Annotated in this window: 9 protein-coding genes; 5 read left to right on the top strand and 4 right to left on the bottom strand. The window is 71.2% G+C overall.

The window, feature by feature from the left end:
- Positions 1–31: 31 nt before the first annotated feature.
- Entirely contained in the window at positions 32–1,483 is a 1,452-nt protein-coding gene (locus ADK86_RS17115) for an amino acid permease (RefSeq protein ID WP_053697355.1), read from the bottom strand.
- A 303-nt stretch (positions 1,484–1,786) separates the two neighbouring features.
- Positions 1,787–2,743: a hypothetical protein gene (locus ADK86_RS17110; protein ID WP_199834422.1), complete on the bottom strand. Its 957-nt coding sequence runs from the start codon at positions 2,741–2,743 to the stop codon at positions 1,787–1,789.
- Positions 2,744–3,254: 511 nt separating this feature from the next.
- Here ADK86_RS17110 and ADK86_RS17105 point away from each other — a divergent pair.
- The 3 genes from ADK86_RS17105 (at position 3,255) to ADK86_RS17095 (ending at position 7,360) form a co-directional block, all read left to right on the top strand.
- A complete protein-coding gene (locus ADK86_RS17105; protein WP_053697349.1) occupies positions 3,255–5,330 on the top strand; it encodes a phosphocholine-specific phospholipase C in 2,076 nt (691 codons plus the stop codon).
- 59 nt (positions 5,331–5,389) lie between these two features.
- Positions 5,390–6,490, top strand: coding sequence for an isoaspartyl peptidase/L-asparaginase family protein (locus ADK86_RS17100; RefSeq protein WP_053697348.1), 1,101 nt, complete (start codon positions 5,390–5,392; stop codon positions 6,488–6,490).
- Positions 6,491–6,631: 141 nt separating this feature from the next.
- On the top strand, positions 6,632–7,360 hold the full coding sequence (locus tag ADK86_RS17095) for a lysophospholipid acyltransferase family protein (protein WP_053697347.1): 729 nt from the start codon (positions 6,632–6,634) through the stop codon (positions 7,358–7,360).
- Positions 7,361–7,419: 59 nt separating this feature from the next.
- Here ADK86_RS17095 and ADK86_RS17090 read toward each other — a convergent pair whose 3' ends face one another.
- Entirely contained in the window at positions 7,420–9,450 is a 2,031-nt protein-coding gene (locus tag ADK86_RS17090; RefSeq protein WP_053697346.1) for a M6 family metalloprotease domain-containing protein, read from the bottom strand.
- Between the two features lie 160 nt (positions 9,451–9,610).
- On the opposite strand from ADK86_RS17090, the gene ADK86_RS17085 reads away from it, so the two are divergent.
- Positions 9,611–11,005 (top strand): tetratricopeptide repeat protein, encoded by a 1,395-nt coding sequence (locus tag ADK86_RS17085; protein ID WP_234345899.1) that lies wholly within the window; start codon positions 9,611–9,613, stop codon positions 11,003–11,005.
- 131 nt (positions 11,006–11,136) lie between these two features.
- A complete protein-coding gene (locus tag ADK86_RS17080; protein ID WP_063789019.1) occupies positions 11,137–11,922 on the top strand; it encodes a thioesterase II family protein in 786 nt (261 codons plus the stop codon).
- Here the strand turns inward: ADK86_RS17080 and ADK86_RS17075 are convergent.
- Positions 11,887–12,336: a hypothetical protein gene (locus tag ADK86_RS17075; protein WP_053697344.1), complete on the bottom strand. Its 450-nt coding sequence runs from the start codon at positions 12,334–12,336 to the stop codon at positions 11,887–11,889. The two genes, ADK86_RS17080 and ADK86_RS17075, sit on opposite strands and share 36 nt — an antisense overlap.
- Positions 12,337–12,439 lie beyond the last annotated feature (103 nt).

Below are 12,439 nucleotides of genomic sequence, written 5' to 3'. Positions count from 1 at the left end.
GCCGTTCGGCCCGTACGGCGGTGGCGGGCCGTCAGATCAGGTCCATGGCCGCCACTTCGTCGGGACGGCCGTAGCTGACCGGTCCCTGGAAACGCCGCCGCGCGGTGGCGAACCACCACACCGTAGCGATGATCAGCACCACGCCCAGCGCGATCGGCGCGTAGTTGAACGACCCGGCGGTGATCGGCGACGCCTGCGGCAGCATGAACAGCACGCTGCTGATGAGGATCCACGCCACCGCGACCGCGGCGACGAGCTTGCCGTAGCGCCCCAGGTTCCACGGACCGGGCTGGAAGGTGTCCAGCCGCAGCCGCAGGAAGATCGGCACCGCGTAGGCGAGGAAGAGCCCCACGACGTTGATGCTGACGACGGCGGTGAACGCGGTGTGCGACCACCAGCCGGGGATGACCAGGACCAGCGAGCAGGCCGCGGCCAGCCAGACCGCCTTGACGGGCGTGCGGGTGCGCGAGGAGACGGAGTGCCACCAGCGGGAGCCGGGCATCGCGCCGTCCCGCGAGAAGGCGAAGATCTGCCGGGTGTTGCTGGTCATGTTGGCCAGGCCGCAGAAGAGCATCGCGCCGATCACGATCAGCAGCAGGAACTTGGCGGTGCCCGTGCCGAGCGCGTCGATGAGGATCTGCACCGGCGGCGCCTCGGCGCCCGCAGCGCCCGCGTAGTCGCGGATCGCGAAGACCAGCGCGAGCATCAGGACCAGGCCGGCGACCGCGGAGTAGCCGATGGCGCGCATGATGCCCCGGGGCGCGTTGACGGTGGCCTGCACCGTCTCCTCGGACATGTGGAAGCTGCCGTCGAACCCGGTGAACGTCCAGCTGGTGACGAGCAGCCCGAGCAGGGCGCCGTACAGTCCGTTGCTGAACCCGGTGTTGTTGACGAAGTGCGTCACGAACGACGGGTCCTGGTGGTGCGAGGGCAGCGCGATCAGCGCGACGACGATCACCACCAGGCCGATCAGCAGCCACCAGACGGAGATCCGGTTCAGCACCGCGACCAGCTGCACCGTAAAGGTGTTGGCGAGTGCCTGGACGAGCAGGATCACCGCGGTGATCAGCACCGCGCGTTGCGGGGTGGCCTCGTAGGACGGCCACTGCATGGCGATGAACGCCTGGATGAAGGTGGCCGCGGCGTATCCGGTGGCGGCGGTGCCGCCGACCTGCCCGGCGAAGTTCAGCCAGCCCGTGTACCAGGACCAGGCGCCCCGGTGCCGCTTGGCCAGCTTCCCGGCGGAGAAGTACAGCGCCCCGCTGGTCGGGTAGGCGGAGGCGATCTCGGCCATCGAGGCGCCGACGAACAGCACCATGGCGGCCACGGCTATCCAGCCGAAGACCAGGATCACCGGTCCGCCGGCGTTCATCCCGAACCCGAAGGAGGAGAAGATCCCGGAAATGATGTTGATGATGGTGAAGGAGATCGCGAAATTGTCGAACGCGCGGAACCGCCGGGTCAGTTTCCGCGGATAGCCCATGGCGTGCAGCGTCGCGTCGTCGTCCAGGGTGACGGGTTCCACGGCGCGGCGGGTTCTCGTACGGGCGGGGGACACGGGATCGGACACAACCGCAACCTTTCTGGCGGGGACAGGAAGACATCGGCGCGGAGCGTCGATACGCGGTGTCGGCACCTGTCTTCGGGGGCGGGCCGGGGCGCGCGAAGGCCCCTCCGGCGGGCCCGGGGATCGGGGGATCGGGGAGGTGAGCGGTGGACGGCGGTGACCGGCCCCGGTGGCCCGCGGGACCGGTCCGGCCGGGCGGCGGAGGCTTCGGGCGGTGGCTCAGGCAGCATCGGGCACCGGGAGACCACACGCGCGTCTCGCCTTGTTGAGCTGCTCCGCGGGGTCGCCGAACACACTCCACGGCATACGGGAGGCGTACGGGCCCATGGCCGTGAAGACCGCCCGGGCCTCGAACGAGCACTGCGCCATGTGGAGCGCGTGCGCCAGGTAGGCCAGGTCCAGCACCGGCGTGAAGCGGTAACCGGCGACGTGCGGCAGCCAGTTGCGGTAGATGCCCAGGGCGGTGGCCTTCCACTGCGGCTGTTCCCAGGTGCGTTCCGCCAGGGGAGAGTCCGGGTTGTAGCCGTCGACCAGGGCCACCAGCGGCAGCAGTCGCAGCGGCGAGGAGACCGGCGCGCGCTGGCTGAGGAACGCGGCGACGTCCCAGGCCGCGTTCGCCTCGCCGCCGTACCGCGGGAAGAAGAACGACAGGAAGCGGTGGTGGCCCTCGCGGTTCCAGGGGTCGAGCCGCAGGATGTGGGAGAAGAGCTTCCAGGGGCCGGGCGGCGCGGTCAGCAGCCCCTGCGGGGCGGGGTCGCGGGGCTGTTGCAGGCGTGCCAGGGTCAGCCGGGCCGACCAGGGGGTGGGGTCGTCGGGGGCCGCTTCGGCCGCCCGGTCGCAGGCGGCCACCGCGATCCGGCCGAGGGTCTCGGCCCGCTGGTCACCGCCGTCGGCCGCGCGGACCGCGCGCAGCACCGCCACCCGCGCCCACAACAGAGCTGCTTCGCGGCCGGGCTCCTCGGCCAGCCAGCGTTCCGCCAGGTCGGAGTCGGCCGCTTCCGAGGCCAGCACCAGGGAGCGGTGGGCCCGTACGCCGTGGTCCCCGCGCGCTTCCCGCAGGATTTCGCGCGCGCTGAAGTAGCGGCCCGCCCGTATGTCCACGCATGCCCGCGCGAGCTGGACGTCGTCGGCTGCCGGATGCCACACGTACTGCCCCTCGAATAACCCAGCGGTCATGGTCTCCTGCCGCTCCTGCCGTTTCGCCCGGTGAGGTCGGCCACCGGCGCATTTTCAGCCATGCCGAAATCAACCGGTACGCACTGTTCCCCCAGTTCCACCGGCAGTGCCACACCCTACTCAGCGGCTGGTCCGTTCGAAACTGGTGATCGGAATTACCTGATTCCGCTTCGGCGCCGTGCACGACATTGGCGGTGAAATCGGGCCATTGGCCGGCGACGGAAAATAGCCGGTATGCAATTGGCATATGCCCGGGGTGCGGAAGCGGGCCGTCCGGAAGGGTTTCGGCCGGACACGTCGCCACCTGTCCGGCCGGTACGGGGTCGGGGCGGTATGGGCGACGGCGGCACGGTATGCCCGGCACCGGACGGAACGGAGCGCCGCGTTCCGCGTGTTCACGTCCTGTCTTGCGACTTTTCACCCCTGTGTCACGACGTCTTCCCACGGCCTCGTTCCTCTTGGAACACTCCAGTCGCGCCCGTTGTCTCTCACCCAAGGGGTCATTTCAGCCATGCCCGAACTCAACCGGCGGCGGTTCCTGCAACTCTCCGGCGGGGCCGCCGCGTTCTCCGTGCTGTCCGAGAGCATCGCCCGCGCCGCCGCGATTCCCGCGCACCGCCGCACCGGCAGCATCGAGGACGTCGAGCACATCGTCGTGCTGATGCAGGAGAACCGGTCCTTCGACCACTACTTCGGCACCTTGCGCGGCGTACGGGGCTTCGGCGACCCGCGGCCGGTGACGCTGCCGAGCGGCAAACCGGTGTGGCACCAGGCGGACGGCAAGGGCAGGGAAGTGCTGCCGTTCCGGCCGCAGGTCGAGGACGACGACCTGGGCCTGGTCTTCATCGAGGACCTCAACCACGACTGGACCGGCAGCCACCGGGCGTTCGCCGACGGCCGCTACGACCAGTGGATACCCGCCAAGACCGCCACGACGATGGCGCACCTGGCGCGCAAGGACATCCCGTTCCACTTCGCGCTCGCCGACACCTTCACCGTCTGCGACGCCTACCACTGCTCCTTCATCGGCTCCACCGACCCGAACCGCTACTACCTGTGGACCGGTTACACGGGCAACGACGGCAAGGGCGTCGGCGACCCCAGCGGCCCGGTCCTCGGCAACGACGAGAAGGGCTACAGCTGGACGACGTACCCCGAGCGGCTGGAGGCCAAGGGCGTCTCCTGGAAGATCTACCAGGACATCGGCGACGGCCTGGACGCGGCCGGCCACTGGGGCTGGCTCAAGAACGATCCGTACCGCGGCAACTACGGCGACAACTCGCTGCTGTACTTCAACAGCTTCCGCAACGCCAAGCCGGGCGACCCGCTGTACGAGAAGGCCCGGCGGGGCTCGAACGTGAAGGGCGGCGGGCAGCTCCTCGACGACCTGCGCGCGGACGTGAAGAACGGCAAGCTGCCGAAGATCTCCTGGATCGCCTGCCCCGAGGCGTACACCGAGCACCCGAGCTGGCCCGCCAACTACGGCGCCTGGTACATCTCCAAGGTGCTGGACGTGCTGACCTCCGACCCGAAGGTGTGGAGCAAGACGGCGCTGTTCATCACCTACGACGAGAACGACGGCTTCTTCGACCACGTCGTACCGCCGTACCCGCCGGCCGACGCCGACCAGGGCCTGTCCACCGTCGCCACCGGACCGGACCACTACAAGGGCGGCGGCGGTTACCAGGCCGGGACCTACGGTCTCGGCCAGCGGGTGCCGATGCTCGTCGTCTCCCCCTGGAGCACCGGCGGCTACGTCTGCTCCGAGACCTTCGACCACACCTCGGTCATCCGCTTCATGGAGCGCCGCTTCGGCGTGACCGAACCGCACATCTCGCCCTGGCGGCGCGCCGTCTGCGGCGATCTGACCTCGGCCTTCGACTTCAGCCGTACGGGGAAGCCGGGCACCCTGCCGGACACCGGCGGCTATGCGCCGACCAAGCCCAAGCCTGCCGACTTCCACCCCGTGCCCCCCGCGCAGGGCAGCCTGCCCAGGCAGGAGCGGGGCTCGCGGCCCACCCGCCCGCTGCGGTACGCGCCGTACGTGGACGGGGCCGCCGACATCGCGGCCGGCACGTACCGGCTGACGTTCAGCGGCGGCGCCGACGCCGGTGCACAGTTCTACGTCACCGCGCCGAACCGCGGCGACGGCCCGTGGACGTACACCACCGAACGCGGCAAGAAGATCGCGGACAGCTGGAACACGGCGTACTCGAAGGGCACGTACGACCTGTCGGTGTTCGGGCCGAACGGCTTCCTGCGCACCTTCAGAGGGCCGGGCAAAACCGCGGGCCCCGAGGTGACCGCGCGCCACAACAAGGCCACCGGGAATCTCGACTTGACGCTGACCAACGCGGGCGACGGCGCCCGCAGGCTCACCGTCGCCAACGCCTACGGCGGCGCCTCCCGCAAGATCACCGTGCGGCCCGGGCAGCGGGTGACGCACACCGTGGATCTGGCGGCGGGCAAGCGGTGGTACGACGTGTCCGTGGTCTGCGACGCGGACAAGACCTTCCTGCGCCGGTTCGCCGGTCATGTGGAGACCGGCGCCGAGGGCGTGAGCGATCCGGCGATCCGTACGGCATGACGTGGCCGCCCGCCCCGTTCGCGGGGCGGGCGGTCCTCCTCTTCCAAGGGAGTGAGCCCATGACCAGGAACTCGGCACGGCGGCTGATGGGTATGGCGGCCGGGGCTCTGTCCGTGGCCGCGCTGCTGGCGGTGGTGCCCGGCAGCGCGGTTTCGGCGGACCGCCCGGGGACCGCGGCGGAACCGGGGGCGGCGCAGGCCGAGGGGAAGCCGCGGCCCGACGCCCGGCACGTCGTCATCGCCGTGCACGGCGGCGCGGGCACCGCGCTGAAGCGCGAGGACACCACCCCGGCCCAGGAGAAGGCGTACCGCGACGGACTGGCCGAGGCGCTGCGCGCCGGACAGAAAATTCTGGCCAAGGGCGGCAGCAGCGTCGCGGCGACCGAGGCCGCGGTCCGCAGGCTGGAGGACAACCCGCTGTTCAACGCGGGCAAGGGCGCAGTGTTCAACGAGGACGCGGGCCACGAACTGGACGCGTCGGTCATGCGCGGCTCGGACCTGGCCGCGGGCGCCGTGGCGGGCGTACGCCATGTCCGCAACCCCGTCTCCGCCGCGCGGCTGGTGATGGAGAGGACCAAGCACGTCCTGCTGGCGGGCCAGGGAGCCGACGACTTCGCGGCCCGCAGCGGCCTGCCGACCGTGACCCAGGACTACTACTGGACCGAGAAGCGCTGGCAGGAGCTGATGAAGGCCAAGGGCCGGACGAAGGGCTCCGGCGAGACGCTGACCCAGGGCACGGTGGGCGCGGTGGCCGTGGACGGGAAGCGGAACCTGGCGGCGGCCACCTCCACCGGCGGTCTGACCAACAAGATGGCGGGCCGGGTCGGCGACTCGCCCGTCGTCGGCGCGGGCACCTACGCCAAGAACGCCACCGTCGCGGCCAGCGCCACCGGGGCGGGCGAGGTGTTCCTCCGGGGCGCCGCCACCGTCACCCTCTCCAACCTGATCGAGTTCGGCGGGCGGGACCTGGCCACCGCCGCGTACGAGGTGCTGGTCGAGCGGCTGCCGAAGCTGGGCGGCACGGGCGGGGTGATCGCGCTGAACGCGCAGGGCGTGTTCGACGCCCCGCACAGCAGCGAGGGCATGCTGCACGGCTACCTGACCGAGGACGGGCGCATCGTGACCAAGGTGTTCGCCGACGAGACACCGGCGAACCGGTGACCGCGCTCCCCGGGCGTGGCGTGATCCATCGCCTCCGGGCCCCGATATGACGGTGGCTCAATAGGCCCTCTCCCTCCTGCCCCGGAGCGGCACTACCGTCCCCCGACGCGGGGGGATCACTCTGGGGAGGGGATCAGTTACATGTTCTATTACTTGTTCAAATCCATCGTCCTCGTGCCGCTGCTGCGGTGCCTGTTCCGCCCCCGCGTCGAAGGGCTGGAACACCTGCCGGAGACGGGCGCGGCCGTCATCGCGGGCAACCACCTCTCCTTCTGCGACAGCTTCCTGATGCCGGCGACCGTCAGGCGCCGGATCACGTTCCTGTGCAAGCAGGAGTACTTCACGGGGCGGGGGCTCAAGGGACGGCTGACGGCGGCCTTCTTCCGGGGCTGCGGGCAGATCCCGGTGGACCGTTCGGGGCGCGGCGCCGGACAGGCCGCCGTCGAGGAGGGGGTCAAGGTGCTCGCCCGCGGTGAACTCCTCGGCATCTACCCGGAGGGCACCCGCTCGCACGACGGCCGGATGTACAAGGGCCGGACGGGCGTTGCGGAGATGGCGCTGCGGACCGGCGCGCCGGTGATCCCGTGCGCGATGATCGGGACGTTCGAGGCCCAGCCGGCCGGCCGCCGGCTGCCGCGTGTCGTCCCGATCACCATCCGCTTCGGGGAACCGCTGGACTTCTCCCGCTACGCCGGGCTGGCCGACCAGCGGCTGGTGCTGCGCGCGGTCACCGACGAGATCATGTACGCGATCCTGAAACTGTCCGAGCAGGAGTACGTGGACACCTACGCGGCCGAGGCCAAGGCGCGCGCCGGGTACCCGGGCGGCACCGGGGTCCGGCCGGGTGTGCCGGCCGCCCGCGCCAGCTGACCGGGACGCCGGCCTCCGTGCCGCTCACCCGGGGTGAGCGGCACGGCCCGTACACCCGGTCAGCGGCCGAGCGTGCAGGTGGCCCGTACGGACTTGCGCGGATCGCTCTCGGAGCGGGCCTTCAGGACGACCCGGCCGCGCTGGGCGGCACCCGGCTCCGCCGTGACCGCCACCGGGACGCTCACCGTGCTCCCGGCCTTGGCGGTGGCCAGGCGGTTCGGCAGCCACGCGGACCAGCCGCGCCCGGCGGCGGTGGCCGTCAGCCGGTACACGTCCGAGTCCAGGTGTGCGCCGCCCTTGCCCGGCCGTCCGGTGTTGGTCAGCGGGAAGGAGCACACGGCCCGGCCCTTGGCGGGCGCGCCGAACGCGGTGCCCTGGCGCAGTTTCACGCCGCGGCGCTGCGGGCCCGCGCCGTCCAGGGACCGTACGGCGACGGTGTAGCTGAGAACGCCCTTCTTGTCCCGCTGGATGTTCAGGACGTAGAAGTGCAGCCGGTTGGCCCGGTCGATGTACTCGTACTGGCTGCCGGAGTCCGCGCCCGCGTGGAACAGCGCGTCGCTGAGCTGCCGGTAGTCGCCCATGGTGATCATCTGCGGGGTGCCGTCGGGGCGCCGGAAGTCCACCATGCGGATGTCCTCCGGATGGGCGTCGATCACCCAGGCGAACGGCGCCCGGTCCTCGTTCTTGGTCTTGCTGAGCAGTACCCCGTGGTCCGGGGTGAAGGAGTCCATGCCCATCCGGTCGACGACCTCGACGGTGTAGTTGTCGTAGCCGCCGCCGTCGCACAGCGGGTCGGTCCCGGTGGAGCAGGGCGGTGCCAGGTCCCGGCCCATGGTGATGTTCACGCCGGACAGGCCCTTGTCACCGGGCGGCGCGGAGCGTGCGGTGACCCGGGCGACGGCGACCCCGGACGTCTTCAGGGCGTCGCGGTCCAGGCGCAGCACGTTCTTCTCGTCCACGATGCCGAGCTTGAGTTTGTCGCGCAGGACGTGCTGCGAGCCCATCGAGGCCCCGTTGGCGGCCGGAATCTGCCAGCGGGTGTGCGGTCCGCCCGGCCCGTTGAAGGAGCCGCGCGAGAGCATGCTCCAGATGCCGGTGTAGGCGCGGCGCAGCGGGGTGCCGTACGGGTTGTTGTAGTTGTCCGCGATGCCCAGGATGTGGCTGAACTCATGCGCGTACACGGCCATGCCGGAGCTCTCGGCCTGGGTGGAGGAGCCGGTCTCGGCGTTGGGCCAGATGCGGGCGGCGGCCTTCCAGGAGGTCCACGGCACGTAGCGGGTACGGGCCGCGTTGCCGCCGCCCTGGATGGGGGAGGGCGGCCCGAACGCCGCCGGCACGTCCTGCGGCGAGGCGAACCTCATCTGCCCGAACTCCTGCCAGGCGGCGGACTCGTCCTGGCCCGCCGTCAGGTAGAAGACGAAGTCGTACTTCTTGGTCTCCGCGCTGCCCACGTCGGCGATCCACGCGGCCTTGCCGTCCGTGCGGATGTTCTTGCCGCAGCTGTCGCCGACGGGGCAGGCGCCGGGGTTCATCGAGGGCTCGATGCCGTACTGGTACGACTTGTACGGCATCCGGTAGACGCCGAACGCGGTCAGCTCGACGCCGAGCCGGCCGCCGGAGTCCTCCATCCAGTACTCGTTGATGGTGTGGCCGTGGTTGAGCTTGCCGGGCTTGTTGAGGAAGTCCCGGTAGAACGCGGGTACCTGCGCGCGCGGGATGTCGTGGGCGCTGGGCTGCGGGTTGCCGAAGACGGTCGATCCGGCGGGCCGGGTGACGCTGAAGTCCTCGTCCGGGTAGTCCAGCAGGACGAGCGCGCCCTTGAACATGCGCTTGGTGGGCTTGACGGCCGGGTCGGCCCAGTTGGTGCCCGGGACCGCGCGGTGCTCGGCCCAGGTCATGTCGTCGGGATTGCGCCAGTTCTGCGGGTCGACGGGCTGCACGAGCGGAGCCCGTACCGCGGGCGCGGCCTCGGGGAGCGCCCGCGCGGGGCCTGCGGCGACGGTGGCCAGGACACCGAGGAGGAGGGCGAGAACACCCAGCCTGCCGGCCCTGCCGCGGTATGGGCGGGCCGGTCTGCGGGGAAGGAACAAGGCGCACCTCTTGTCTGTGGTTTCAAGTCCAGGACATGACAAGGTGATCGAACAGAATTCCTACCGCAGCCACGGTAAGGCGGGGGACGGGGTGACGCCAGAGTGTCGCAAGGAGCCGATGATGATGCCGCGAACGGTGAGTGACCGGCACGGTCACGCCATGTCCCGGACCGGCGCGGACGCCGCGTCCCACTACGAGGACGCGATGAGCGCCCTGCTCTTCTTCCGCGGCGAGGTCGCCGACGCCTCGCAGGCCCTCCTGGCGGCCGCGCCGGAATCCGTCATGGGCAACGTCCTTGCCGCCTACCTCGGCCTGCTCGGCACGGAGGAGAAGGACGCCACCGCCGCCAGGGAAGCGTTCACGCGCTTCACTGACGGCGTACACACCGAGGAGCTGACGCCCCGCGAACGGATGCACCTCGCCGCCGCCACCGCCTGGCTGGACGGCGACATCCACCGGGCCGGGCGGATTCTCGGCGAGCTGACCGTCGCCCATCCGCGCGACGAACTCGCGCTGGCCACCGGCCACCAGATCGACTTCCTCACCGGCGACGCCGTCCGCCTGCGCGACCGCGTCGGCGGCGCGCTGACCGCCTGGCCCGAGGACGACCCGCACTACGGCCACATCCTGGGCATGTACGCCTTCGGCCTGGAGGAATCGGGCCACTACGACCGCGCGCGGGAAACCGGCCTGGCCGCCGTCGAGCGCAACCCCCGCGACGTGTGGGGCATCCACGCGGTCGTGCACACGTATGAGATGCAGGGGCAGTTCGCCGAGGGCATCCGCTTCCTGGACGCCCGCACCGACGACTGGGGCTCCGGCAACTACCTCAACGTCCACAACTGGTGGCACTACTGCCTCTACGCCCTCGAAGCAGGCGACACCGCGCGGGCGCTCGACATCTACGACGCCGTACTGCACCACGAGGAGTCCGCCGGACTCGCGATGGAACTCCTCGACGCCTCGGCCCTGCTGTGGCGGCTCCTGCTGGCCGACCGTGCCACCGGCGACCGCTGGCCGCGCCTTGCCGACGCCTGGGCGGCGCGCCAGGACCCGCCGTACTACGCCTTCAACGACGTGCACGCCGTCATGGCGTACGTCGGCGCCGACCGCGTCGCCGACGCCGAACGCCTCGTCGCGGACCGCACGGCGTGGCTCGGCCGCACCCCGCCCGAACTGTCCAACCACGCCATGACCGCGGACATCGGCCTGCCCGTCTGCCGCGCGCTGATCGCCTACGGACAGGGCCGGTACGAGGACGTGGTCGACCTCCTCGCGCCCATCCGCTACCGCCTGAACACCTACGGCGGCAGCCACGCCCAGCGGGACGCCGTACAGAAGACGCTCCTGGAGGCCGCGCTGCGCGCCGGGCGCGACGGGACGGCCCGCACCCTGCTCAGCGAGCGCATCGGCCTGCGCCCGGTGTGCCCGTACAACTGGCTGGCCCAGGCGCGCCTGGCCGACCGGCTCGGCGAGACCGCCAAGGCGGCCGCCGCCCGGACGCGGGCCGCCGAGCAGGCGGCACAGGGGGCCGCGGCGCTCTCCCGACCTTGATCGAATTCATGCTGGCCGGAAAGGCCCCGGACCGGTCATCCTTGACCTGTCCGCGGACGCCCCGGCACCGCCCGGCGAGCCGTGGACGAGCACGCCCGACCATCGGCCCACCAGCACGGGAGCACATCTACATGACGGGGAAGAGCGCTTGGATACGGGACGTACGCCGGGGGCCGCGGCCCGCCGCCCACCTCATCTTCTTCCCGCACGCCGGGGGATCGGCCTCGTACTACCGGCCGTTCGCCGCCCACCTCGGCGAACGGCTCGACGTGTCGGCGATCCAGTACCCCGGACGCCAGGACCGGTGGAACGACCCCTTCGTCACCTCCGTCGAGGGCCTGGCCGATGAGGTGGTCGGCTGCCTGAGCCCCCACGACCCCACCCCGCTGGTGCTCTTCGGGCACAGCATGGGCGCGTCCGTCGCCTTCGAGGTCGCCCGGCGGCTGGCGGACCTCGGACGGCCCGCGGACCGCAGGCTGGTGGTGTCCGGGCGCCGCGCCCCCTCGATGTTCCGGGCGGAGCGGGCCCTCCACGAGGGCACCGACGAGGAACTGCTCGGCGAGGTCGCCCGCCTGGACGGCACCGCCGAGCAGCTGCTGGCCGACCGGGATCTCGTACGGCTGATCCTCCCGGCCATCCGCAACGACTACCGCGTGATCGAGACGTACCGGCCCCCGGCCGACGCCGTGCTCGACATCCCGCTGCTGTGCCTCACCGGCGACGCTGACCCCCGGGTGACCCGCGAGGAGGCGGCCGCCTGGAAGGCCCACACCGTGGCCGAGTACCAGGAGGAGACGTTCTCCGGCGGCCACTTCTACCTCGCCGACCACACGGCCGCGGTGTGCCGCGCGGTGGAGCGGTTCGCGCTGGGGACCGGCGGATCAGCGACCCTTGGGGAAAGCGGCGCGCAGTACTGACCCGTTGGCGGTGAAGGCCGTCGCGCCGATGGCGAGGGCGCAGACGGCCTGCATCGCGATGAACCACACCGGCAGGGCGCCCGGGATCAGGTCGATGGCGACGATCGCCACCGGCATGACGACCGAGAGGATACGGACGCGCAGGTAGGCCCAGCGGGCGCCCCGCGCGGCGAGCACGGTCAGCCAGTAGGTCACCACCGCGCTCGCGAACACTCCCGCCGAGCGGCCCCACATGAACGAGGTCACCTCGTGACCGGTGGCGGCGAGGACGACGACCGTGAGCAGGACGGCGGTGCTGAGCGCGCCGTAGACCCCGATGAAGATCTTCGCCGTACGGAGGGCCCGCCGGGCGGGTGCCTGGCTGACGGGGGCGGCCTCGGCCGTGGCGGTGGTTGCGGTGGTGGCGGTGTTCATGATCCTTCTGCTCCTTCATGACGTGCAGTCCTGCTGACGTGATGTCGAAATTAAGGAGCGCCGAAGCCGCGCGGTACGGGCCCAGACCCACGCAAGAGTGGGT

It is taken from the genome of Streptomyces sp. NRRL F-5755, from assembly GCF_001279365.1.
Taxonomy (GTDB): domain Bacteria; phylum Actinomycetota; class Actinomycetes; order Streptomycetales; family Streptomycetaceae; genus Streptomyces; species Streptomyces rimosus.
This window is presented reverse-complemented; position numbering and strand designations above follow the sequence as displayed.

Excerpts from the sequence above, each read along its gene's own strand:
- ADK86_RS17100 (WP_053697348.1), top strand. The coding sequence starts at position 5,390 with ATGACCAGGAACTCGGCACGGCGGCTGATGGGTATGGCGGCCGGGGCT.
- ADK86_RS17115 (WP_053697355.1), bottom strand. The coding sequence starts at position 1,483 with ATGGGCTATCCGCGGAAACTGACCCGGCGGTTCCGCGCGTTCGACAAT.
- ADK86_RS17095 (WP_053697347.1), top strand. The coding sequence starts at position 6,632 with ATGTTCTATTACTTGTTCAAATCCATCGTCCTCGTGCCGCTGCTGCGG.
- ADK86_RS17105 (WP_053697349.1), top strand. The coding sequence starts at position 3,255 with ATGCCCGAACTCAACCGGCGGCGGTTCCTGCAACTCTCCGGCGGGGCC.
- ADK86_RS17075 (WP_053697344.1), bottom strand. The coding sequence starts at position 12,336 with ATGAACACCGCCACCACCGCAACCACCGCCACGGCCGAGGCCGCCCCC.
- ADK86_RS17080 (WP_063789019.1), top strand. The coding sequence starts at position 11,137 with ATGACGGGGAAGAGCGCTTGGATACGGGACGTACGCCGGGGGCCGCGG.
- ADK86_RS17110 (WP_199834422.1), bottom strand. The coding sequence starts at position 2,743 with ATGACCGCTGGGTTATTCGAGGGGCAGTACGTGTGGCATCCGGCAGCC.
- ADK86_RS17085 (WP_234345899.1), top strand. The coding sequence starts at position 9,611 with ATGTCCCGGACCGGCGCGGACGCCGCGTCCCACTACGAGGACGCGATG.